The organism is Erysipelothrix sp. P66, from assembly GCF_038682365.1.
GTDB lineage: Bacteria > Bacillota_I > Bacilli_A > Erysipelotrichales > Erysipelotrichaceae > Erysipelothrix > Erysipelothrix piscisicarius.
In genome coordinates, this window is sequence record NZ_CP152290.1 from 1,597,401 (window position 1) to 1,619,768 (window position 22,368).

Sequence of the window (22,368 nt, forward strand, 5' to 3'; positions counted from 1 at the left end):
ATAGTACCAAAGGATTCTTCTCTGTATTAAACAGAAGAGCGTCCTTTTTATTTTGTCACGGCTGTGCGGACGAATCTACTTGATTATTTTTCTAAATATCTTATGATATCATATTTCTTGATTTGAAATCGGTCCCCATACTTTATTAGGTTTATCGTTGCATGCTCGATTGCGATTAATTTGAATTCCGCACTACATGTTGACATGAAAAAACCCCTGTCCATGTTTGGATTTAGGGGTTCACATCAATTGTCTTGCTTTTTTTTGAGATAATCACGCGCCTCAGAAATAAAATAGAGTGAGCCCGTAACGACACATGTCCCATGATTTCGATGTTTGATACCTGCATCAATTGCATCATATTGATTTTTGATGATGGTGACATGATGTCCAAACGCTAAGTTTTCTGCACTTTCGGAACGATAAAAATCAAACTGGGTGATAATAACTTCATCAAATACAGATTCCAATTTATTTATCATAAGCGTATAGTCTTTATCTTTAAGAGCTGTGAATACCGCAATCCATGGTCGAGGAAGCATTTCCATGCTTCTCACAAGCATTTCTATCCCCATCTCATTATGAGCGCCATCTACATAAACACCATCGCTGACACGCTCAAAACGGCCTGCCCAGGATGCATTCAAAATTGCATTCTGAATGGTTTGGGTTGAAATCGCAAGTTGAGGCAAGGCCTTTACGAGATTAATGGCGAGACTTGCATTCGCAACTTGATAAATACCTTGATTTTCAATGCTATAGCTGTCACCCAAAACCTCAAAGTGATAGGCCATCCCACTACGATGAGGCACCGGTGTTTGGATCGGGTGTACTTCGGTTTGCATACAATGTGCGTGTTGGTGGAATACTTCTAAACATGAACTTTTGCTTTCTGTTGTGAAAAGAGGTGTATTCGGCTTAATAATACCCGCTTTTTCGGCAGCAATTTTCTCAATGGTATCCCCAAGAATATTCATATGATCAAGACCAATGTTTGTAATTCCAGAAATTAGTGGATGGATAACATTGGTTGCATCCAGTCGACCTCCAAGACCCACTTCATAAATCGCATAGTCTACATCTTGATCAAGAAAGTATAAAAATGAGATGAGAACATCAATTTCAAACATGCTTAATTGATATCGATCCCAAAAAGGTTCGGTTACATTAATATACATTAGTAAATCCGAGTCCGTGATATTCTGATTATTTATCCGAATACGATCGTTATGTACCGTAAGGTGAGGTGATGTGAATGTCCCAACAGTATAACCGGCTTCCTGTAAAATTGCACGGGTATAATTGGTTGTCGACCCCTTACCATTGGTACCACCAATATGAATGCAAGAGAGGGAATCTTGAGGATTGCCCATATCTTCTAAACATTGACGAAACAAGTCAATGCCGTACGTCTGATTTTTACGTTTCATAAGCGCTTCAAGCGCAGGTTCTATTTGTCTAAACATGTAACACTCCAATTAATTTCTTCTTGATGACGTTCTCTAAGCAACGCATTGATTTTTGAAAATGGACGCGACCCTATAAATCCTCGATACGCACCAAGTGGGGATGGGTGACTGGATTCAATAAATTGATGGTGATCTTGGATGAGCGTTTTTTTAGCTTGAGCCTTTTTCCCCCATAACACAAAAATGATTGGTTCTTCGCGGCGTCCCAATTCCGAAATTACCCGATCCGTAAACTGTTCCCATCCAATATGAGCATGAGACATTGGCTCACTTTCTCTTACCGTCAGCAATGTATTAAGAAGCAAAACACCTTGCTTCGCCCAAGATGATAAGTCACCATGTTCATTTTTTACTCCGAGATCAGCTTCCAACTCTTTATAAATATTTATCAAACTTTTAGGTAATTTTTGATTTTTATAAACAGAAAAACTCATCCCCATCGCCTGACCGGGTTGATGATAAGGATCCTGTCCTAAAATCACTACCTTTACATCTTCAAATTTAGTATTTTCAAATGCCGTGAAAACCGCCTCCTCAGGTGGATAGATTGTAAACTCATTTCTTTCTTCTTTGATTTTATTTTCAAGTAAACGAAAATAGTCTTTTTGCTTTTCTTCATTAAATAATTGTTGCCAGTTCATAAAGACCTCCTGCATGATTTTTAAAAATAAAAGCCAGATATCTGGCTTTTATTCATTGACTGAAATAATTTCATGACGTTCCATTGCTTCAATATAGTCATGCGCTTGACGTACTGTTTCATAGTTTGGTTCCATCACATAGAGTGCTGGTCCCGGCATTGAATAAGTCGTTGTACTTGAGCTTCCCGTTCCAGTTACTGCATAGGATTGAATATCCCAATCAGACATGTCATTAATTTGTTGTTTTATGAGTTTTTTAAAATCACTTTCTTCCATACTCATTTGGAATGAGTCCGAAACTGAGTTTAGAATTGATGTATAGTTTGTAATAATTGCGGGTGACATTGCCTTTTTAAGGATTCCTGTAATGAGAGCTTGTTGGTTTCGAACACGGTCATTATCACCATTTGGTAGATTATAACGTTCACGTGCAAAGATAAGACCATTTCGTCCATCTACGTGGTTAATTCCTTCATCAAAATACACACCTGCATAAGATTGGAATGCATATTGGGAATAAACATCTACGCCACCCAATGCATCAATAATGGTTTCAACTGAACTGAAGTTTACTTTTACGAAGTAATCAATATCGATATCGAAAAGATTTTCCAGTGTTGCCATTGATTCTCCGACACCATAAATTCCCGCATGTGTTAGCTTATCATAAGCTCCAAAGGATGCAAGTTCAACATGATAATCACGAGGAATACTTGTTAATAAGATCTGCTTATTCTTAGGATCAATGGTCATAATCATATTCACATCTGAGCGTGAAACGGATGAAACAGGTCCATAGGTGTCAATCCCGGTTACAAACATACTAAATGTATCTTGCATTACGTCTGTATTTTTATTTTTAAAATCGACTTCTTCTTCATACGCTACGGTACCTATAATACGAGTCTTTTCATCAAAATCTTTTACCTCATCTTGAATAAAACCACGGTGTGCTTCACTCAATAAGATGACTTCTTGTGTACCATCATACAAATCATTTGCGAGTTCCGTATAATCTTCATAGTCCACGATATTAATATCTGATTTATATTTTTCATCAATTAATTTCTTACCTTTAGCGATGTTTTTCGAGTCCAATCGTGTATTTGCACCAAAGGATAACGATTTAACATCATCAATGCTTTTATATTCTGAATCTTTCATGACCACAACAGAAATAACATGTGTGTCTTTATTTGCCCCGGTTAATTTGCCAAGGAAACTATTTCCTGTAACTAAATAACGTGTTCCCAGTAACAAGAGTAAACTTAAAATTAAACTGTATACTTTACCAAAATTTTTCAACTTACCGGGTTTGGTGAGCATGGTTATTAACGCTCCAATAAGGAATAAAAGTAGGATAATCCCTACAATAATCATGAGATACTTTGTCGGAATTGCATTAAACTTATAAATTGCATACAAAGTAACGACTGAACAAAGTAAAAATATCAGTACGATTACTTTGTCTCGGAATAAAATAAATTCTTTTCGATTGTTTTTAGCCATGCTAACCTCCATCACAAAACTGTGATTATCAATTAATTATTTTTCGCTTCATCATCAGAAGATGCTTCATCATCTGACTCTTTTGATTCTTTTTCTTTCTTAGCTTCAAGCTCTTTTTTTTCATCTTCAGCCTTTTTGGCTTCCAATGTTTTTTTCTCATCTTCCGTCAAATCATTTTCTTCAATCCACTTGTTTGCTAATTCCACAATTTTTATCTGCGCTTCATCAACTGTAATTTTATGATCGTATAAATCTCGTAAGATTGGCATAAAATCAACTTCTTTATAAAGACTTCGTGCTAACTTCGTTGGATTATTATCCAATGCCATAACGGGTGGTGTGTCATGGAAATTATAGGCTCTCATCTTTTCAATCACACGTTTATCGGTAATCGTAAGTTCATCAAGGTGTATGCGATGATAGATCGGCGTTTTACCTACCGAACTTTGATATGTTGATACCCCTTCACCACTGCGTAAGATTCGGATTACTTCGGCTGCTGCTGAAGGATACTTTGTCTCTTTTCGTGCGATGTAACCATCGACTTCACCCATAGGCGACATGCGATGCTTCATATATTCTGGGAATGGAGCATATACATATTCATCGTTACTGCTTACTTCGTATTTATCGGCCATCTCAAAATCGGTAATAAAACTAAAGGCCGATCGTCGTTCATAAAATGCAGCATCCAATTGCCATGGAAGATCTTCTGCCTTCACATCTTTAGAGAGAGTCTTATCCATTTTATGTGTGCTCATTGCTTCAATAAATACAAGACCATCTCTAAATTCTTGAGTTTCAAAGCCAGGATCAGATCCTTTTTTTGTAAAATTCAACGTCCAGCGTCCGCTGGTTAAGAAAGGATAAAAGGATTCTTGATCTTTAAAGGATAATGGGAAAACCATATCGGTCTTTTTCAGTATTTTATCTGAAGCTTTATAGATTTGATCCCAGGTCTCAAAAACATCAGGTAAACCAGATTCATCCGAATCTTTTAAATCAAAACCTGCTTCCTCTAGAAGGGTTTTATTATAGACAAAAAGGCCACCTTCAATACTGTTTTGAACGAAATAGTATCCTTTAAGATTAATGGAATCTTGCAGTTGGACCGGAATACGACTCCCAACTACTGTATCAAGTGAATTCCCCAGATTGACCAACTGATCTAGAAAATAAACAGCATTTTTTTGAGACGTCACCATAACATCATAAGGAAGTCCTTTTGCCATTTGATCAATACTTAAAGGTTCCTGTACAACATATGAAATTGCATCTTTATGTTGCGGATGAATCTCATTCCATGTGGACACGAGATAATCTCCAAGTTCTTTATTTTCTACTTGTACGGTAAGCGAGGCATTTTCTTCAATACTAAAATATTCATTATCTTTATCGTAACAAACACTCTTTCCATCTACCGTACAACGACTGTTTAAGAAGAAGAATGAGGTTGAAAAAACTGCAAGTAACAAGACTGCAATAACACCAATGATAACACTCTTATTTTCTTTTGGATTTTTAACTAAACGCTGTTTTTCTTTCTTGTCGTTTGCATTTTCCTCAACATGTATTGCTTGATGTTCTTCGCTCATCCTACTACACCTCCTTCCCATGGACTGTATAATCAACATTCTTTAACGATTCAATCGTTTTAGCCCCAACTAAAACCATTAGCTTTTTAAAGTCTTCCAAAAACATGGAAACTTCATTCAGCATCGCTTCTGACTCTAAATGTGCTACCTTGAGGAAATACCCTGAAATCCCAACTGCTTTTGCACCGAGTATTAAACACTTCAGGGCATCAAGTGGATTTTGCACCCCACCTGATGCGAATATATCGCATTTTTCTTGATATGATTTAGTCATCATAAGTGACTCGACGGTCGTAATACCCCAATCTGATAGATAGTTATAACGTTTGCCTTGTGAGCGTTCATTTTCAATCCAAACGAAGTTCGTACCCCCACGACCACTTAAATCTACATGACGCACACCACAATCATAGAGCTGAGCAACGGTCTTTGCACTCATACCAAATCCCACTTCTTTAACAATAACTGGAACATTCACCGAAGCAACAATTTCGGTTATATTTTCAATCCAGTGAGCAAAGTCGCGATCACCTTCGTCCATCGCAATTTCTTGCGCAACATTGATGTGGATACCTAGTGCATTCGCATCAATCATCGCGATTGCACGCTTCGCCTCATCCACAGTTGCATTCGCCCCTACATTCCCAATAATAAATCCTGTAGGATTTTCATCACGTACAACTCGATACGATGATTCAAGGGTCTTATCATCAAGCGCAGCATGTTGTGAACCAACTGCCATCGGCAAACCAAAAACACGAGCAATTCTCGCTAGGTTTCGATTCAACATTTCAGTTTTTTCACTACCACCTGTCATTGCATTAATATAAATTGGATACTTCATCGTCTGACCTAAAAATTGAATGGAAGGATCTACTTCACTCAAATTGATATTTGGTAAACTTTGGTGAACAATCCGTACGGTATCAAAATCAGATTGATACACATTTTGCTTTAACGCAAGTGCTACATGTTCGTCTTTTCTTTTTGATCTCATTTACGTTTTATACACTCCTACATCTAGATATAGAATACCATGTTTTTCCCATTCATGTACTAAAGTGTTCGCTTTTTCATTAAAGTTTTCAGATATTAATGCGAATCCACAATCACCACCACCAGAACCGGATATCTTCGCAGGTAAACCGATATTGTGCGCGGATTCAATCAGCTTCGTTAAGACATTTGTCTCAATATTGATCGATGCACGATTCCCTAATTCGGCCATCAACATTCTATAGTGATCAATGGCTTGAGAAACCAATATAAAATCATGGTCTTTCCAAGCATCAATAAACTGATTGACTCGAAGATTCGCTTCCTCGAGAAAGGATGCATAATAGGCTGGATTACTACTTTTTAATTCTCGTACTGCGTCGACAAAAGGCGAGGTTTGATTTACAGTTCCCGTCCATCCAACACATAGATTTAGGTTGGTTGATGGTAAAGGTTCAATCAACAATCCTGGCCATGTTGAATGGACAAGGTTCATATTACACATATCCGCAACAATAAGCCATGACTCATCATAACGCTGATAAACTAGTGTGCCGCCAAAACATGTGGAAGCCAAATCACCACCCGAGCTGATCTCACCAACAATTACTTGGGCCATCACCGAGAGTTTAAAAAGTTCTAACGATTCCAGCTCTACCTCATGAAGTCTCAAAATAGCATCAATCACTGCCGCTAGCACAACACCACTCGATCCAAATCCATATTTTTGCTCATTTTCCGAATCCAACTCACTCTCAATATGCATTTTGAAAGGGGTCATTGTTATTTTTCTAAATTTCAAATAGCGTCTTGAAATTTCAATTGCTGCCTTCACATGAGTCAACGTTCCATTCTGCATAAATATCTCAGTACCTTGAAGTTGACCATAGCGACTGTTTACTTCAAATTGCTCAGCGGCCTCTATGTAAACATTTAAAAACCGATCAATGGCTGCAATGACCGCTTTTTGACCTGGTTCCATAATTGCATATTCCCCCATTAAAAACAGTTTCCCAGGAAATTTAACGTGAATCATAAACCGATACCCCCACTCCCGGCGCGCAAACTACCGTTTTAACACCCTCTAACTCAGCGAGAACCGTTTCCACATGTTCAGAGGTTGTCATGATTTTCACATTAGGACCAGCATCCATGGTAAAGAAAGCAGGTACTGTCTTTTGGATTTTACGCACTTTATTCATAATTTCGACCGTTTGCGGCTCAAAATACCACATATTTACTGACATTAACGATGCGTGCATTCGTAAAGCATTTTGTTGCGCAATCGCACCAACAGTCCAGATATCGTGTTCTTTCAGTGCCGATTCTAAATTTATGATGTCTTTTTCTGTCTGTTCTACCCACGCTGGGTAATAAACCGATTCTTCGACAGTTGTGTTCATCGCTTGGCTGCTTAAAAACGGTTTTTCTTGATCATTAAGAATGCAGACAATCATTCTAAATTCTGGCCAAGGCTTCATGATTATAGGCTCCGCAAAACTGTCCAAATCATTTGAGCCGCGATTCCATTTCACAAATCCACCGTAGATTGAACGCGATGCACTTCCCGAACCCAATCGCGCACAGCGAGACACTTCTTCATCGGATAAATCAAGGTTAAGCGTTGCTGCTTTCGCAAGCGCAGCGAATGCGGATGCTGATGAGGCTAAGCCTGCTGCTTTGGGGACAAAATTGGTAGAATGAATGCGAGCAAAATAAGGTAACGGATATCGTTTCCTAAGCTCATTCATATACCAAACAACGCGATCTTTTTCCTTACCTTCCACCTCATAACCATCAAGGATAAAAATATCCTCAGTTAATGTGGCATCATATTCAACCCATGTATCGGTGTAAAACTGATCTAATGTCATAGAAAGACTGGAATTGTGCGGTATTTTTAATTCATTATCCTTCTTTCCCCAATACTTAATGAGGGCAATGTTGGTATGAGCACGAATCGTTTTAGTCATGAATTTGTTTACCATTTAAATTATAAGACCATGTATCTACCGCACCCGCTTCTTTTAATTTTTGTGATACATGCATTGAATCCTCTTCGTTGGCACAAAGGGCAATCATACAGCCACCTTTTCCTGATCCCGTTAACTTTGCGCCCAATGCCCCCTCTTGAATGGCGATGGTTGTTAGGAGATCTAATTTATCATTACTTACGCGAATTGTTTTTAAAACCTCATGGGCACGATTCATACAATTACCCACTTCCCCCACATTTTTTGTTTGAAGGTGAATACGGGTTTCATTGGTCAAATCTGCAAGTTTGTTCATCAACGATTCCACATACTCTGGATTATCCTTAAGCATTGCATTCACTTCTGAAACGGCAAGATGGGTTTGACCGGAATCGCCAGTATCTGCAACAACGAGGACCGCATCCATATCCACTTCAATAACTTCACCCAATTTACCCCGTTCAAAGAAAACGGGTTTTCCCATAGCGATTGTATTTGCATCAAGGCCACTAGGATTCGTATGGTGGATGCGCTCGGCTACTGACACCAAATAATTTAAGTTTTCGTCTGATAAGTGCATTTTAAACGCATCAAAAAGACCACGAACAACGGATACTGAAACTGCGGCACTCGAGCCCAATCCACGTTGTGGTGGTAATGTTGATACAATTGAAATATGAAGACCATAATTCTCTTTATTCATAAATTTTAATGTTAGTGTGATTAATTCTTTGATACCCGCAATAACTGAAGGCGCACTTGACAAGGCCCCTTGATAATAAAGACAATCAATCGTGGTTTCTTCTTGATGGAAATCCACTCTTGTCTCAATACGTGCGGATGCGAAAGGCAACGCAATCGCTGGTTTACCGTAAACAACTGAATGTTCACCCATTAGAATAATTTTTCCGGTCGCAGACCCAATTCCATATAGACTCATATAAACACCTTCCAAACATAAATAGCATCTATATTATACATCATAAATCTTAAGATTTTCCAATTCACACGAATTCATATAATTGTGCATAAAAAAAGCGAGCATAGCCCGCTTGTAATTATTATAATGCTTCGATATCTGTATATGAAATCTCAGTAGGTGTCTCACGACCAAATAAAATCGTAAGAATCATTGCTGTTTGAGAATCATCATTCATACTATCAACAGTTCCTTCGATCCCTGCAAATGGTCCCGAAAGAATTCGAACTGTATCGCCTTCCTTGAAATTAACGATAAGTTTTTGATCACTCATACCCATGCGTCTTAAAATTGATTCAATCTCTTCATCTGAAACTGGGAATGGCTTTGCACCACCACCTGATGAACCGATAAATCCTGTAACACCAGGAGTATTACGAACGATATACCACGCTTCATCCGTCATAATCATTTCTACAAATAAATAACCTGGGAATAAGTTACGAAGTTTTTCGACTTTTTTACCATTCTTATATTCAATTTCTTTTTCTTCGGCTACAAGAATTCTAAATAAAGCATCTTCGATACCCATTGATTCTACGCGTCGTTCTAAGTTTTCTTTAACACGGTTTTCATGTCCTGAATAGGTGTTAACAACATACCATTTTTTTTCTTCCATCTTATCCACCAATTCCAATCAATTTCAATGCTGCTACTAACACAACTTCTGTTAGTAAAAAGTAAGCTACAAAAAACAGAACAAAGGATAAAACGATTGTTGTGTTTCGTGTCATTTCCTTACGAGTAGGCCATTTGATTTTATGGATTTCTTCTTTAATTCCAGCAAAACTAAACCAAGCCATAGCATTTACCTCCTATTTTGTCTCTCTATGTAATGTGTGTCTTCCACATCGTTTACAAAATTTTTTTATCTCAAGTCGTTCCGTAACACTTGAATGATTTCGAAAAGTAGAGTAGTTACGTGAAAGGCATTCAGTACATACCAAGATTACTTTTTCTCTTTTATTTGTCATTAAAAAACCCCACTTTCGTGCTCCCTAACTTTATCACAATCACAATGGGGTGTCAATGAACTCACATGTGGGAAACATCGCGCATTGCTACAAGACGACGCCTCACTTTTTGGATGATATTATCCACATTTTTCGGTGAAATATTAAACCGATCTGCAATCTCACGATATCCAAATCCCTCTTCCCGCATTGTATAGATTATCCGCTCTTTTTCAGGGATCGTTTCAAGTACTTTGCGTTCAATGCGACGTGCATCATGATAATGTGCAACCACAACCGGATCACTGGTGAGATCTTGCGTTTCAATCATATCAGCAAGATAAACAGATTTATCTTCTGTCACAAAGAGATCCAACGACCATTTACTATCCAAAAGTTTGTATGATTGTGATCGACATTTTCGTAGTGCGGTTCGCATCGTGGAGATTACGCATAGATTTACATAATATGCAAATCCTACATCTTTTATTTCTTTGAAGGTATAAATGGCATCATAAAACCCTAAAAATCCTTCTTGAAACAAATCTTCGATATTAATCCCGATAGGCTTTTGTTGAGTATAAAGTTCATATGCTCTTTTCCAAAGCAAACGCTTGAACTTCCCCATTACAATATCCAATGCATCTTCACTGTTCTGGCGAATCATATAAAGATACTCAAAATCGCTTATCATGCAAATCCCCCCATACTGCATTATTTTCGGCGACGTACTATATCAAAGAGCAAAACACCCGTTGCGACGGATACATTTAGTGAATTGACGCTTCCCTGCATTGGAATCGTTGTTAATATATCGCACTCTTTCTTTACAAGACGTGAAATTCCTTTACCCTCAGAACCCACAATCAATACAAGTGGCATATCAACATTAAATTCAGTATAATCAACTGCTTCCACAGCATTCTCAGCAGCTACTACCCAATAGCCCGCTTCTTTAAGTTCTGCGATAGCTTTAACCATATTTGTAACTTCCGCTACCTTTACCGTATTAATTGCACCTGTTGAAACTTTCGCAACCGTTGATGTTAAGCCAACACTTCGATGTTTTCCAACTACCACTCCATCTACACCACATGCATCACACGTTCTTAAAATTGCACCCAGATTATGTGGATCTTCAAGTTGATCACAGAGCACGATTAAATTGTTTTGAGCGCCTTGAATAATTTCTTGAAGTGAGTAATATTTGTAGTCTTGAATTTCTATCACGACACCTTGGTGCACACCATCAGCCATTTTATCCAATCGAAATTTATCGACAAATTGCGGTCTAATTCCGTGTTCTTTCGCAAGCGTCACAATTTCTTGATAATTTCCTTTATTGAATAAATATAAATTCTTTGGTTTCTGCCCACTTTTTAAATATGCAGTGACCGTATTTTTCCCAAAAATGTAATTCGACATTATATTTCCACCGTTTCTATATATTCTTTCCAAAGCGTGTCCAAACGTTCATGATGACCTTCCATATAAAGATATCCCCACAATGCTTCAAATCCCGTCGCAATACGATACGACATAACATCCGCATTTTTAGCCATTGATGCACTTTTGGCATTTCGGCCTCGTTTATAGATACCCATCTCTTCCTCAGAAAGTGCATTACCATCCAGTAATGTCTTCATGTAATCGGCTTGTGCCATGGCACTCACAAACTTAACCGAAGTTTCTTGTAATTGCTTTGTTTTCGTAATTCCTTGTTCTACCAGATATTGCCTCACTTGAAGGGATAAAACCGCATCACCCACAAAAGCCAATACATTTCCTGAATGCATCATATTATAATAATCCTCGTTCCATGAGTTCGCTACGATAGCGGTCTGCGTCTTCAAAATCTTTGCGTGCTTTAGCATCATTCCATTGCTTAAACAGCGCTCTAGATTTGTCATCAAGGACAATTCTTGAATAAGCAATACCAAGAACATCCAACATTTTCTCCACAGTCACAATATATTTAGATACCTCTTCACCATTAATTTCACGTTGGCGCACTGCAGCATTTAATTGTTTCACGGTGTCAAACAGGACAACATTCGCATTCGCGACATTTAAATCATCCGCCATGGCGTCCATAAATTGATGATAGCGTACATCATCAAATTGTGGGCCAATATGATATTCCATCTTTTCAAGTTCAATATATGCTTTGTTTAGTCCTTGGAAGATACGATCAAGTTCTTTCTGAGTTTGTTCAATAAGTTCTTCCGTAATATTTAGTGTGAGACGATAATGTGTCGACATAAGCAACCACCGTGTAGCATTTTCACCCAATTTATCAATAAACTCTTGGGCCCACATAACATTACCGATTGACTTACTCATTTTTTCACCATCAATATTTAGCATCGCATTATGAATCCAATAATTCGCAAGATCATGATTATGGAGTGCACGGCATTGTGCTGATTCATTTTCGTGATGCGGGAATTTTAAATCTTGACCACCGCCATGAATATCGATAACCTCTTGTTTAAATTCATTACCAATCATAACAACACACTCAGTATGCCAACCCGGTCTTCCTTTACCCCATGGTGCATCCCACTTAATGCCATTATCCTTTGTATCTTTCCACAATACAAAATCAAGAGGGTTTTCTTTGCTGCTGTTTTCCTCAATACGTGCACCTACCATCAATTCATCAATATTTTGTGAAGAAATGGAGCCGTATTCTTTTGCTTTAGACACACGAAAATAAACATCTCCATTGGATGCATACGCATAACCATGATCAATTAAGTCCTGAATAAACGCAATAATCTCTGGCATCGTACTTGTTACTTTTGGAGTTGCTTGAACGTAATCTGCATGAAGTCCTTTACGAACTTTTTCATAGGCCTCAATATAACGATTTGAAATAACCGATTCATCAACACCTTCTTCTAACGCTTTCTTAATGATTTTATCATCAACATCCGTGTAATTCGATACAAGTTTAACATCATACCCAAGTGCCGTTAGAACGCGTCGCAATAAGTCAAATACGACGATTGGGCGTGCATTTCCTATATGTGCATAGTTGTAAACAGTTGGTCCACAGACATACATGGATACCTTCCCTTCCTCAATCGGTGTAAACTCTTCAAGCGAATTTGATTTCGAATTATATAACTTCATAATAGCCTCCAAACCTTTGCAATAAGTATATCATAAATCGCCTTTATTTAGGCACACTTCAAATATAAAAAAAGCTATCCAAATGGATAGCTTTCAAGATCATAATTGAATCAATTAGAATTTTGAAGCAACGTAATGTGCTGTACGTACTAATTGGTTTGTGTATGATGCTTCGTTGTCATACCATGAAGCAACTTTAACTAAGTTTACACCACCGATTGATGAAACTTTAGTTTGTGTTGCATCAAATAATGAACCGTAGCTCATACCAATGATGTCTGTTGAAACAAGTTGTTCTTCAGTGTAACCGAATGATTCGTTAGTTGCTGCTTTCATAGCTGCGTTTACTTCTTCAACTGTTGTTGCTTTTTCAACTACTGCTACTAATTCAGTGATTGAACCAGTGATTACAGGAACACGGTGTGCTCCACCATCTAATTTACCTTGTAACTCAGGAATTACTAAACCGATTGCTTTAGCTGCTCCTGTTGAGTTAGGGATAATGCTTTGTGCAGCTGCACGTCCACGACGTAAGTCACCTTTAGGATGAGGACCATCTAATGTGTTTTGATCGTTTGTGTAAGCATGGATTGTTGTCATTGTTCCTGAAATAATACCATACTTGTCATTTAATACTGCAGCCATTGGAGCTAAGCAGTTTGTTGTACATGAAGCACCTGAGATAACTGTTTCGCTACCGTCAAGAATTTCATGGTTTGTGTTGTAAACAACTGTTTTGATGTCGCCTGTTGCTGGAGCTGAGATAATAACTTTACGTGCTCCTGCTTCTAAGTGCATGCCAGCTTTTTCTTCTGTTGTGAAGAAACCTGTACATTCGATAACTACGTCAACACCAAGTTCTTTCCAAGGTAAGTTTTTAGGATCGCGTTCGCTTAAAACTTTGATTTCGTGTCCGTCGATTACGAAAGCTCCGTCTTTAACTTCGATATCATGTTCGAAACGTCCTTGTGCTGAATCATATTTTAATAAATGAGCTAATGTTGCTGCATCTGTTAAGTCGTTGATTGCCACGATTTCCATGTCTTTTGAACCTGTTAATAAACGTGTTGCTAAACGACCAATACGGCCGAAACCGTTAATTGCTACTTTAACTGTCATAGTGTCTATATCCTCCTTATAATTGACATTCTTATTATATACCATCTCAACCAATTGTCAATTGTGAGCCAACTAACAATCTATAAAAAATCCCTATTAAACAGTGGCTTCCCAAAGGCATGAAATGCCGAATACGCACTGATAATTTTTATATGATACAATCGTTCAAATAATTCTTTATCATTAACACGCGCAATTAGAAAAGGTGCCTTTACACGCTGAGCCTCTGTAAATATTTTATCCAGTCGCTCCGAAATTGAAGCATGAAGACGAACATCTTGAACAGAGCGCGAAACAAAGGCAAGAAGGCGTACTAAAGAACCACTCTTATCATAACAGCACTCTAACACTTCTACCGAATGAGGCCCATTTGTAACAATTGCATAGGCAATTAAAACGCCATTTTCTTGAAGTCCAATAATTTGGCCGTTTTGTTCTCGCATTGTTTTTTTGAGTTTTCCAAAATAAACTTCGTCCCGTACAAAATTCGCAGTGAAATGACTTGTGAATCGTCGATATACTTCTAACAGACTTTCTGGGCTTGGATCTCTAACAATCCCTTCCATTCCTAATGCAGGAAGTGAAATTGCTGGGATTGTATAAATATAGTTTTCCACAACTGTCTCAAATCCAAATGGTTCAAACCATTCCGGATGATCTGTGTGACACAATGTAATGATATCTGTCTTTGAAACATCTTCTAAGATTGTTTCAATCAGTGTCGTCATCGTTTGAACCAAGACATTCGGTCTTATAAAACTCCCAACGAGATAGGAAGCTTTAATATTTTTATCATGTAACGATAGGACTTTATCATGAACTTGGATTGCAGCCAAAATCTCGTCATAATCATTTTTGGATACATAACATTGATCTTCATGATAAAAATTATTAAAATACGCATCGACTGCACCGCGATTGAGGTTTGGAAACGCATCTTTCCACAATAGATTTAATTGTTTTTTATCTGCAATAACTGCTTTCGAGATCATCAAGCATCCCCTCCCTTAATCGCTATTTATTTTCTTGATCTGTGACATCACGTGTTGTATATTCTACATCGATAACATCGCCGTTATGATTATCCGAATACGATTGATCTGTATGCGAACTTTGACTCCCATAAAAATCTCGAGAAGATCCTCGAGGACGACGTACTTCTTGGATTACACGTACAATCGTACTAATAACCCAAATGATGACGACAATACCCAATAATTGGGGTAAAATCTTGATAATAATCATTGTTATAAAGAATAAAATTAAAAACGAAATAATAGAACCCATAATAAATACCGCCTTTTAATAATTATAACACGAAAAAAAATGTCAATACCACTTTTAGCGCGGTTCACTAATCATCACATAATGTCGGTTTGAAGTAGCGAATAGATACATATATCGATATAGCGTCCCGCTTCATACTCCGCTTGCCTCAACGTCCCCTCATACTTAAATCCTGTTTTATCCAAGAGTCGAATGCATCCTTGATTTTCAGGACAAACTTTTACTTGGAGTCGATTATAGTATTTGAAATTGAACGCATAATCAATTGCGTATTGTAATGCTTCCGAAAGAATTCCTTGATTCCAATATTCATATTTGAGTTTAAAACTGACTTCAATGCAGTTAAAATCCAGATCATAGTTATAACACCCTACATCGCCGATATAACAGTCATTTTTATCTGAAATAACCCAACGAAACCCATCAAAGCTGGTCTCAGATTCTTTAAAGCGATGGATTTCCTTTAATGCCTCGTCATGATCTTCAAAGCGACCCATTCCATAATATTTCGTAACACGTTCATCACACATTATCTGGAAAAGTTCGTGTGCATCATCATCACGAGCTTCTCTCAAGTTAAATTTTACACCTTCATAATGCATCAAGATGCTACCTCTTGGTCTAATTTATCTGCTAATTCAATTATTTTTTTAAAACGGTGTTGTAGACCTGATTTACTAATGGTTGCATTATGTTCTTCTTCATAGTATTCAATAAGCTCGTTTAAACTTGCTTCAGGATGATTCATGCGTAAATCACCCACTTGAATTAATCGCGCTTCAAGTTGATTGTAACGATTATGTTCAATAAGTTTGTAAATTGCATCCAATTGTTGACTTCCGGCTTTAATGGTTTTGACCTCATTTGCAACTTCGCAATTATCAAGTCGTGTTAAGGAGTTTTTAAAATCGCGCTGAATGCGGATATCTTCAAATTCCAAAGTATTAACATGAGCGCCTGTTATTTTTAAGAAATCCGCAATTTGGTCTGCTGCCTTAACATAAACAACTTGACGATTGCGGCGGGTTGTTATTTTAGCGGTGATGTCAAAACGATTGAGTAGTTTTTGTAGATAACGCGCAAGTTCCTCGCCTTCACACGTTATTTCCATATGATAATTTGCAGTTGTTGGCGCATTAATGCTTCCACTTGCCAGAAATGCACCCGCAAGATAAGCACGCGCACAGCATTCTTTAAGTGTAATTACGCTATATGGTGTGCTTCGCATGCCTTTCGACGAATAAATTCCCAAATCTTCCAAGATTTCCATACCGCGATTCATAACACGGAGAACATAAACATTATTTTTCTTTAATTTTTGTTTTTTAACAACCGTCAAGTCAATTTCGACTTGGTAACGTTCTTTAAGAAGTGAAAACAATCGTTTCGCAATTGCTGCATTTTCAATCTCAATTTGAATTTGCATGCGCTTATTCGCAATAATCAAATTTGAATTGATTTGTAAGAATGCCGATAAGAATGCACGTTCACAACACTCGTGATAAATATTTGTGGATATTTCATGTTTTACTTCACTGCTAAAGGACATCCAATCACCTCCAGTATTTCATAGAATCCCTCACGCACACGATCATGATCATGACGGATTTTTCCATTCTCAAAATTCAATAAGTTTTGGTCTACAACGGTATACGTATGAACCGAACTTCTAAAGTAAATTGGATGAGAATCTTCATTTTCGTAGTTTTGAATTACATCAGAAGGAATTTCATCAACACAACGTACAACAAGATCGACAGGTTTTTCGATATGTTTTACAATTGCATTCACATGATCTTCCCCACTATAGCCATCTGTTTCTCCGGGCTGACTCATTGCATTGCAATAATACACAATCTTCCCATTACTTTTTTGCAGTGCTTCTTTTATTTCTGGAATGATGATATTTGGAAGAATTGAGGTATACAACGAACCAACACCTAATAAGATCACATCCGCTTCAAGAATGGCTTGAATCGCCTGATCTGTTGCATGTACCGGCTCATCGTAGTAAACACAGTCAATTGAGTTCGCATATTTTGGAATATTCGATTCTCCGCGGACAATCGTTCCATCTTCCATCCGTGCACATAATGTAATGGTTTCTTCGGATGAAGGAATAATGTCACCCATCACATTTAAAACTTTTGAAACCGATGCAACCGCGTCCATAAAATCGCCAGTGGTGTCTGTAAGTGCCGTAAGGATTAAGTTACCAAGATTATGACCTGCAAGGGTTGATCTTGAATCTTTACTAAAACGATAGTTCATTATTTGCGACAGCAAATTTTCTGACTCCGCTAAAGCAAGCATCACATTTCGAATATCACCCATAGCTGGAACATTAAAATCTTCTCGCAATCGCCCAGTACTACCACCATCATCAGCCACCGTAACAATCGCACTTAACTCCAGTGATTCTATATGTTTTAAACCTCTTAATAACGCAGATTGCCCTTTTCCACCACCAACTACCGCGACCTTCATTACTCTTTATCCTCGGGCATATCACGGTGGTCTTTTAAGGTATTATATTGTTTGTCATAATTTTCATAGAGCCAATTCACAATCGAAACAGATCGATGTTGACCACCTGTACAACCAATTGCAACAGTTAACAAGTGCTTTGACTCTTCGATATAACGTTCAAATGCGTAATCTAAAAAGTGTGTTAGATATTTTAAAAATTCTTGTGTTTTTTCATCGTTGATTACGTAGTCAAAGACTGGTTTATCATTCCCCGTCATAGATCGCAGGGATTCTTCCCAATATGGATTGTTTAAGAATCGCACATCGAAAACAAGGTCTGCATCCATTGGAAGACCTTTACGATAACCAAACGAAATAAAGCTTAGGGATAAGGATTGATTTCCCTCTATTTTAAAGAACCGCTTAATGCGTGATGTTAGATTTTGTTGTGTTAAAAATGTTGTATCGATGATAATCGATGCGCGTGACTTAATATTTGAAAACTGTTCGATTTCCGCATCAATGGCCTCTTCAAGCCCATTTGCCAGATTCGCAACAATTAATGGATGATTGCGTCGATTATACTTATAGCGTAGCAGAAGTTGTTCTTTACTCGCATCTAAAAACAAGACAATCAACTCACACTCTGAGTTCTTGAATGTACGATAGAAAACATCGAAATCTGCAGCATTCACACTTAACGCAAGATTGCTGTAAGTCCCATCTTTCATCGCCTCAATATCTCGTACAAGATCTTCAATCATAAATACTGGAAAACGATCAATACAATGATACCCCATGTCTTCTAAAACAGCCATGGCGCTTGTTTTCCCTGCACCTGATAGACCTGTGACTAAAACTACTTTTTGTTTTTCCATGTTCCACCTCTTACCCCAATTATAACAAAAATCTAAGGCTATGCCTTAGATTTAAGATCTTGTATATAGTGAAATGCATTTTGTGCTGCAATTGCACCATCACTTGTTGCAGTAACAATTTGACGTAAATGTTTTTGAATAACATCACCGGCTCCAAAGATGCCTGGAATTTCAGTTTCAAGTTGATTATTAACAATTAAATAACCTTCGTTATCTAAAACATTTAAATCTTTTAGGAACCCTGTTGCTGGAATCGCCCCAATGTAAGGGAAGACACCATCTGTTTCAATTACTAGTGGTTCTCCTGTCTCAACATGTTCAAATTTCATCCCTGTTAATTTCCCATCGCTATCGATATAATCAACGGGAATATGTTTTTTAATTACATTAATTTTATCGTTGCTAAATACTTGGCGTTGTGCTGAATCATCACCTCGGAAGACATCTCTACGAATTACAAGATTAACTTCACTTGCAAACTGGGTTAAATAGACAGCTTCTTCAAGGGCTGAATTCCCCCCACCAATAACAACAACTTTTTTATCTCTAAAGAATGCACCGTCACACACTGCACAATAAGATAGGCCGTGACCTAAGAGTGCGTCATCTTTTTCAAATCCTAAAGTACGTTCATTTGTCCCCGTTGCAACGATGACAACATGAGCACGGTACTCCGATCCATCTTCAGTTTTGATTACTTTATAATCCCCTTCATCAACAATGCCATTGACATTACCGTAAAGGTATTCTGTTCCATAAGCGGTCGAGTGCTCAAACATTTTCATCGATAAATCGACCCCCGCAATATTATCCACACCGGGATAGTTTTGGACTAAGTCCGTCTTAATCATTTTTCCACCTGGGGCTTCCGATTCCAACATTGCTGTTTTCAAGCCAGCGCGTCCTGCATAAACCGCTGCCGTCAAACCTGCTGGACCTGCTCCAATGATGACTACATCATAGTTATTGTCCATTCATGATCCTCCTTCAAAATTTCTTTGATTTCCATTAAATCCGAAATCATACGATTCGGTTTACTTTCTTCTAAATCCTTCTCACGTATTTTATCAAATACATATCCGATAGTAAATGAACCTGCCCGCTGTCCTGCGAGAATATCTGAAGCAGTATCTCCAACATAAATTAATTGTCCACGATCTGCATGCATCAACTCGAGTGCTTTATCGATGCCCGCAGGATCGGGTTTTACGGGTTCAAATTGATCACATCCTAATACCACTTCAAAAAGTTCAGGGTTGATACCCGTTACTTCCATCCCAAGTTCAAGTGTCGATGTGATTTTATTTGAAACAACACCCATACGATATCCATCATTTTTAAGATCTTCCAATAATGGAATCGCATGTTCCATAGGAACAACATAAGCGTCATGCAGCTCATGATTGATCCGACGGTATTCTTGGATTATTGACTCAATGTCAGCTTCTTCAAAATAGTTACTAAACGTATCATGAAGTGTTGGTCCTAAAAAGGATTTCATTTCTTGTTCGCTGAGTTTATACTCAGGCTTGTATGTTTCAAACACGCGACGGAACGTCTCCAAAATGCACGCTTGTGTATTCGCAATGGTTCCATCAAAATCAAATAGAATAATTGGTTTCTGACGTTTAAGGTATTTTTTAAAAAGTCCCATGTATCCAGCCACACCAAGTACTACAAAAATAATTGAAATAAATTGTGCAACTCGAATTGGACCAAACATTAAACTGTCTGATCGAAATCCCTCAATGATAAAGCGGGTTGCTCCATACCACATCATATATGCGAAAGTTAAGTCGCCGCGCTTAATCTTACTGAATCGTTTGAGTACAAATACAATCAGAATCCATCCAATAATATTTGCAACACTCTCATAGAGGAATGTTGGTTGACGGAATGCTCCATCAATATACATCATATCTTTAAACCAAATTGGAAAATGATTATAGAAGCTTTCTTGAACAACACGTCCATAAGCTTCCTTGTTCATAAAATTCCCCCATCGACCGATAGCTTGTGCAAGGAGAATATTTGGAATAATGAGATCTGCCCATTGAATAAAATTTAGACGTCGGCGCTTTGTAAACCAATAGCCAAATGCCACCCCTGCAATTAAACCCCCTTGAATCGCAAGTCCACCTTCATGGATTGCAAAGATGCGTAAAGGTTGAGAAAGGTATGTCTTAAATTCAAAAAACAAAACATACCAAAGACGCGCGCCCAGAAAACCCGCAATGAGCGAACCCATGAATAAATCTTCGATATCCTCTTTTTTATAACCTACTTTGAGTAAATTTCGTTGACTTATAGAATACGCTAGAAATGCACCAGACATTATCAGTATTGCATACCACGCAATACTTACAGGTCCAATTTGAACGAATGTTTGAGTATTTGGAAAAAACTTAATCATCAACTTGCTCCTTTGCTTGACGTTTAATAAAATCCATTACGCGCTCATCAAAAAGTTCTGCGCTATTAATTCCTCGTTGTTTAAGCATATGATCACGTACAGCGGATTCAACGAGTACTGACATATTACGACCTTCTTTCACCGGGAATACAAGGTGCGGTATTTTTAGTCCCAATGCCTCATAAGGCAATTGTTCTTCAATACCGGCTCTAAGGTATTGCTGGTTGTCATCCCATTTTGTAAACTCAATTACAAAGTTAATTTCTTCTTGTTCCAAATATGAGCGGACCCCAAACATCTGGCTGACATCGATAATTCCAATTCCACGAATTTCGAGCATTCCACGTAATAACTCGGGGGCTGTTCCCATTATTTTATTTTTAACACGGGTAATATCTACACGATCATCGGCAATTAACGCATGACCACGTAAGACCAATTCAAGTGCGACTTCACTTTTACCCATACCACTCTCACCAATAATAAGTACACCTTTTCCAAAAACGTTCATTAAAACACCATGAACATTTCCTGTCGGTGCCAAGACCTCATCTAAAAACGTAACGATTTCCACCATGATATCTGAACTTGGTCGGTCTGTAACAAACACGGGGAAATTCTTTTTGTTCGCAACATTACGAAGGGTTGGCGGACATGGATTGCCACCTGTAATTAACGCGAACGGTGTTTCTTCATTCAAGATTGTATCAAATCGTTCGGCCTGTTCGGACTCATCCAATGTTTTGATAAATGAGGATTCTTTATTCCCAATTATGACTACACGTTTTGGTTCTGCATGTGCATAAAACCCCGTTAATTCCAAGCCAGGTCTGTTTGTATTCGGAAGAGTAATTCGTCGTTTTAACGATTCTCGGTCTCCCGCCACTTGTTCAAATCCAAAATGATGTACGAGTGTTTTTACACTGCATGAAACTCTTTCTTCCATAAA

25 protein-coding genes are annotated in these 22,368 nt (G+C 37.9%); all 25 read right to left on the minus strand.

Going from position 1 to position 22,368, the window contains the following annotated elements; all coding sequences use genetic code 11:
- Positions 1-245 precede the first annotated feature (245 nt).
- Positions 246-1,466, minus strand: a complete 1,221-nt coding sequence (locus AAG186_RS07865) for a folylpolyglutamate synthase/dihydrofolate synthase family protein (protein WP_342621595.1) — start codon at positions 1,464-1,466, stop codon at positions 246-248.
- A complete protein-coding gene (locus AAG186_RS07870) occupies positions 1,451-2,110 on the minus strand; it encodes a uracil-DNA glycosylase (RefSeq protein WP_342621596.1) in 660 nt (219 codons plus the stop codon). Before AAG186_RS07870 ends, AAG186_RS07865 begins: the two co-directional genes overlap by 16 nt.
- A gap of 48 nt (positions 2,111-2,158) precedes the next feature.
- Positions 2,159-3,619, minus strand: coding sequence for an LCP family protein (locus tag AAG186_RS07875; RefSeq protein ID WP_342621597.1), 1,461 nt, complete (start codon positions 3,617-3,619; stop codon positions 2,159-2,161).
- Positions 3,620-3,651: 32 nt separating this feature from the next.
- Entirely contained in the window at positions 3,652-5,214 is a 1,563-nt protein-coding gene (locus AAG186_RS07880; protein WP_342621598.1) for an ABC transporter substrate-binding protein, read from the minus strand.
- A gap of 4 nt (positions 5,215-5,218) precedes the next feature.
- Positions 5,219-6,211, minus strand: coding sequence for a type 2 isopentenyl-diphosphate Delta-isomerase (gene fni / locus AAG186_RS07885; RefSeq protein ID WP_342621599.1), 993 nt, complete (start codon positions 6,209-6,211; stop codon positions 5,219-5,221).
- The gene (locus tag AAG186_RS07890) at positions 6,212-7,246 is read right to left on the minus strand and encodes a phosphomevalonate kinase (protein ID WP_161636770.1); all 1,035 of its coding nucleotides are present in this window, start codon (positions 7,244-7,246) and stop codon (positions 6,212-6,214) included. It abuts the gene before it with no gap.
- Positions 7,233-8,183 carry a diphosphomevalonate decarboxylase gene (gene mvaD / locus AAG186_RS07895; RefSeq protein WP_342621600.1) on the minus strand — a complete coding sequence of 317 codons (951 nt, stop codon included), beginning with the start codon at positions 8,181-8,183 and terminating at the stop codon, positions 7,233-7,235. Before mvaD ends, AAG186_RS07890 begins: the two co-directional genes overlap by 14 nt.
- Positions 8,176-9,123: a mevalonate kinase gene (gene mvk / locus AAG186_RS07900; protein WP_342621601.1), complete on the minus strand. Its 948-nt coding sequence runs from the start codon at positions 9,121-9,123 to the stop codon at positions 8,176-8,178. The genes mvaD and mvk overlap by 8 nt, the downstream gene beginning before the upstream one ends.
- 121 nt (positions 9,124-9,244) lie before the next feature.
- Positions 9,245-9,781 carry a transcription termination/antitermination protein NusG gene (nusG, locus tag AAG186_RS07905; protein ID WP_125164029.1) on the minus strand — a complete coding sequence of 179 codons (537 nt, stop codon included), beginning with the start codon at positions 9,779-9,781 and terminating at the stop codon, positions 9,245-9,247.
- A 1-nt stretch (position 9,782) separates the two neighbouring features.
- Positions 9,783-9,965: a preprotein translocase subunit SecE gene (gene secE / locus AAG186_RS07910; protein WP_125164028.1), complete on the minus strand. Its 183-nt coding sequence runs from the start codon at positions 9,963-9,965 to the stop codon at positions 9,783-9,785.
- A gap of 12 nt (positions 9,966-9,977) precedes the next feature.
- Complete coding sequence (gene rpmG / locus AAG186_RS07915) at positions 9,978-10,136, minus strand: 50S ribosomal protein L33 (protein WP_083913023.1); 159 nt, start codon at positions 10,134-10,136, stop codon at positions 9,978-9,980.
- A 61-nt stretch (positions 10,137-10,197) separates the two neighbouring features.
- On the minus strand, positions 10,198-10,809 hold the full coding sequence (locus AAG186_RS07920; protein WP_161636773.1) for a sigma-70 family RNA polymerase sigma factor: 612 nt from the start codon (positions 10,807-10,809) through the stop codon (positions 10,198-10,200).
- A 20-nt stretch (positions 10,810-10,829) separates the two neighbouring features.
- Positions 10,830-11,540, minus strand: coding sequence for a 23S rRNA (guanosine(2251)-2'-O)-methyltransferase RlmB (rlmB, locus tag AAG186_RS07925; protein ID WP_161636774.1), 711 nt, complete (start codon positions 11,538-11,540; stop codon positions 10,830-10,832).
- Positions 11,540-11,914: a ribonuclease III domain-containing protein gene (locus tag AAG186_RS07930; RefSeq protein WP_161636775.1), complete on the minus strand. Its 375-nt coding sequence runs from the start codon at positions 11,912-11,914 to the stop codon at positions 11,540-11,542. Before AAG186_RS07930 ends, rlmB begins: the two co-directional genes overlap by 1 nt.
- Before the next feature lies 1 nt (position 11,915).
- Positions 11,916-13,253: a cysteine--tRNA ligase gene (gene cysS, locus AAG186_RS07935; protein ID WP_200542558.1), complete on the minus strand. Its 1,338-nt coding sequence runs from the start codon at positions 13,251-13,253 to the stop codon at positions 11,916-11,918.
- A gap of 114 nt (positions 13,254-13,367) precedes the next feature.
- On the minus strand, positions 13,368-14,372 hold the full coding sequence (gap, locus tag AAG186_RS07940) for a type I glyceraldehyde-3-phosphate dehydrogenase (RefSeq protein WP_125164023.1): 1,005 nt from the start codon (positions 14,370-14,372) through the stop codon (positions 13,368-13,370).
- Positions 14,373-14,452: 80 nt separating this feature from the next.
- The gene (locus tag AAG186_RS07945; RefSeq protein ID WP_161636777.1) at positions 14,453-15,364 is read right to left on the minus strand and encodes a hypothetical protein; all 912 of its coding nucleotides are present in this window, start codon (positions 15,362-15,364) and stop codon (positions 14,453-14,455) included.
- A gap of 22 nt (positions 15,365-15,386) precedes the next feature.
- The gene (locus AAG186_RS07950) at positions 15,387-15,659 is read right to left on the minus strand and encodes a hypothetical protein (protein WP_125164021.1); all 273 of its coding nucleotides are present in this window, start codon (positions 15,657-15,659) and stop codon (positions 15,387-15,389) included.
- A gap of 74 nt (positions 15,660-15,733) precedes the next feature.
- On the minus strand, positions 15,734-16,261 hold the full coding sequence (locus tag AAG186_RS07955; RefSeq protein WP_125164901.1) for a GNAT family N-acetyltransferase: 528 nt from the start codon (positions 16,259-16,261) through the stop codon (positions 15,734-15,736).
- On the minus strand, positions 16,261-17,208 hold the full coding sequence (gene whiA / locus AAG186_RS07960; protein WP_331836662.1) for a DNA-binding protein WhiA: 948 nt from the start codon (positions 17,206-17,208) through the stop codon (positions 16,261-16,263). The genes AAG186_RS07955 and whiA overlap by 1 nt, the downstream gene beginning before the upstream one ends.
- Positions 17,187-18,146 carry a uridine diphosphate-N-acetylglucosamine-binding protein YvcK gene (yvcK, locus tag AAG186_RS07965; RefSeq protein WP_161636779.1) on the minus strand — a complete coding sequence of 320 codons (960 nt, stop codon included), beginning with the start codon at positions 18,144-18,146 and terminating at the stop codon, positions 17,187-17,189. The genes whiA and yvcK overlap by 22 nt, the downstream gene beginning before the upstream one ends.
- Positions 18,146-19,006, minus strand: coding sequence for an RNase adapter RapZ (gene rapZ, locus AAG186_RS07970; RefSeq protein WP_161636780.1), 861 nt, complete (start codon positions 19,004-19,006; stop codon positions 18,146-18,148). The genes yvcK and rapZ overlap by 1 nt, the downstream gene beginning before the upstream one ends.
- Positions 19,007-19,044: 38 nt before the next feature.
- Positions 19,045-19,980: an FAD-dependent oxidoreductase gene (locus tag AAG186_RS07975; protein WP_200542560.1), complete on the minus strand. Its 936-nt coding sequence runs from the start codon at positions 19,978-19,980 to the stop codon at positions 19,045-19,047.
- Positions 19,959-21,419 carry a prolipoprotein diacylglyceryl transferase gene (lgt, locus tag AAG186_RS07980; RefSeq protein ID WP_161636782.1) on the minus strand — a complete coding sequence of 487 codons (1,461 nt, stop codon included), beginning with the start codon at positions 21,417-21,419 and terminating at the stop codon, positions 19,959-19,961. Before lgt ends, AAG186_RS07975 begins: the two co-directional genes overlap by 22 nt.
- The gene (gene hprK / locus AAG186_RS07985) at positions 21,412-22,365 is read right to left on the minus strand and encodes an HPr(Ser) kinase/phosphatase (RefSeq protein ID WP_125164015.1); all 954 of its coding nucleotides are present in this window, start codon (positions 22,363-22,365) and stop codon (positions 21,412-21,414) included. The genes lgt and hprK overlap by 8 nt, the downstream gene beginning before the upstream one ends.
- Positions 22,366-22,368: the final 3 nt, after the last annotated feature.

Excerpts from the sequence above, each read along its gene's own strand:
- AAG186_RS07865 (WP_342621595.1), bottom strand. The coding sequence starts at position 1,466 with ATGTTTAGACAAATAGAACCTGCGCTTGAAGCGCTTATGAAACGTAAA.
- mvaD (WP_342621600.1), bottom strand. The coding sequence starts at position 8,183 with ATGACTAAAACGATTCGTGCTCATACCAACATTGCCCTCATTAAGTAT.
- secE (WP_125164028.1), bottom strand. The coding sequence starts at position 9,965 with ATGGCTTGGTTTAGTTTTGCTGGAATTAAAGAAGAAATCCATAAAATC.
- AAG186_RS07945 (WP_161636777.1), bottom strand. The coding sequence starts at position 15,364 with ATGATCTCGAAAGCAGTTATTGCAGATAAAAAACAATTAAATCTATTG.
- fni (WP_342621599.1), bottom strand. The coding sequence starts at position 6,211 with ATGAGATCAAAAAGAAAAGACGAACATGTAGCACTTGCGTTAAAGCAA.
- AAG186_RS07950 (WP_125164021.1), bottom strand. The coding sequence starts at position 15,659 with ATGGGTTCTATTATTTCGTTTTTAATTTTATTCTTTATAACAATGATT.
- AAG186_RS07875 (WP_342621597.1), bottom strand. The coding sequence starts at position 3,619 with ATGGCTAAAAACAATCGAAAAGAATTTATTTTATTCCGAGACAAAGTA.
- cysS (WP_200542558.1), bottom strand. The coding sequence starts at position 13,253 with ATGAAGTTATATAATTCGAAATCAAATTCGCTTGAAGAGTTTACACCG.
- lgt (WP_161636782.1), bottom strand. The coding sequence starts at position 21,419 with ATGATTAAGTTTTTTCCAAATACTCAAACATTCGTTCAAATTGGACCT.
- gap (WP_125164023.1), bottom strand. The coding sequence starts at position 14,372 with ATGACAGTTAAAGTAGCAATTAACGGTTTCGGCCGTATTGGTCGTTTA.
- AAG186_RS07955 (WP_125164901.1), bottom strand. The coding sequence starts at position 16,261 with ATGCATTATGAAGGTGTAAAATTTAACTTGAGAGAAGCTCGTGATGAT.
- mvk (WP_342621601.1), bottom strand. The coding sequence starts at position 9,123 with ATGAGTCTATATGGAATTGGGTCTGCGACCGGAAAAATTATTCTAATG.
- whiA (WP_331836662.1), bottom strand. The coding sequence starts at position 17,208 with ATGTCCTTTAGCAGTGAAGTAAAACATGAAATATCCACAAATATTTAT.
- rpmG (WP_083913023.1), bottom strand. The coding sequence starts at position 10,136 with ATGACAAATAAAAGAGAAAAAGTAATCTTGGTATGTACTGAATGCCTT.
- rlmB (WP_161636774.1), bottom strand. The coding sequence starts at position 11,540 with ATGTCGAATTACATTTTTGGGAAAAATACGGTCACTGCATATTTAAAA.
- rapZ (WP_161636780.1), bottom strand. The coding sequence starts at position 19,006 with ATGGAAAAACAAAAAGTAGTTTTAGTCACAGGTCTATCAGGTGCAGGG.
- yvcK (WP_161636779.1), bottom strand. The coding sequence starts at position 18,146 with ATGAAGGTCGCGGTAGTTGGTGGTGGAAAAGGGCAATCTGCGTTATTA.
- AAG186_RS07890 (WP_161636770.1), bottom strand. The coding sequence starts at position 7,246 with ATGATTCACGTTAAATTTCCTGGGAAACTGTTTTTAATGGGGGAATAT.
- AAG186_RS07920 (WP_161636773.1), bottom strand. The coding sequence starts at position 10,809 with ATGATAAGCGATTTTGAGTATCTTTATATGATTCGCCAGAACAGTGAA.
- nusG (WP_125164029.1), bottom strand. The coding sequence starts at position 9,781 with ATGGAAGAAAAAAAATGGTATGTTGTTAACACCTATTCAGGACATGAA.
- AAG186_RS07975 (WP_200542560.1), bottom strand. The coding sequence starts at position 19,980 with ATGGACAATAACTATGATGTAGTCATCATTGGAGCAGGTCCAGCAGGT.
- AAG186_RS07930 (WP_161636775.1), bottom strand. The coding sequence starts at position 11,914 with ATGATGCATTCAGGAAATGTATTGGCTTTTGTGGGTGATGCGGTTTTA.
- hprK (WP_125164015.1), bottom strand. The coding sequence starts at position 22,365 with ATGGAAGAAAGAGTTTCATGCAGTGTAAAAACACTCGTACATCATTTT.
- AAG186_RS07870 (WP_342621596.1), bottom strand. The coding sequence starts at position 2,110 with ATGAACTGGCAACAATTATTTAATGAAGAAAAGCAAAAAGACTATTTT.
- AAG186_RS07880 (WP_342621598.1), bottom strand. The coding sequence starts at position 5,214 with ATGAGCGAAGAACATCAAGCAATACATGTTGAGGAAAATGCAAACGAC.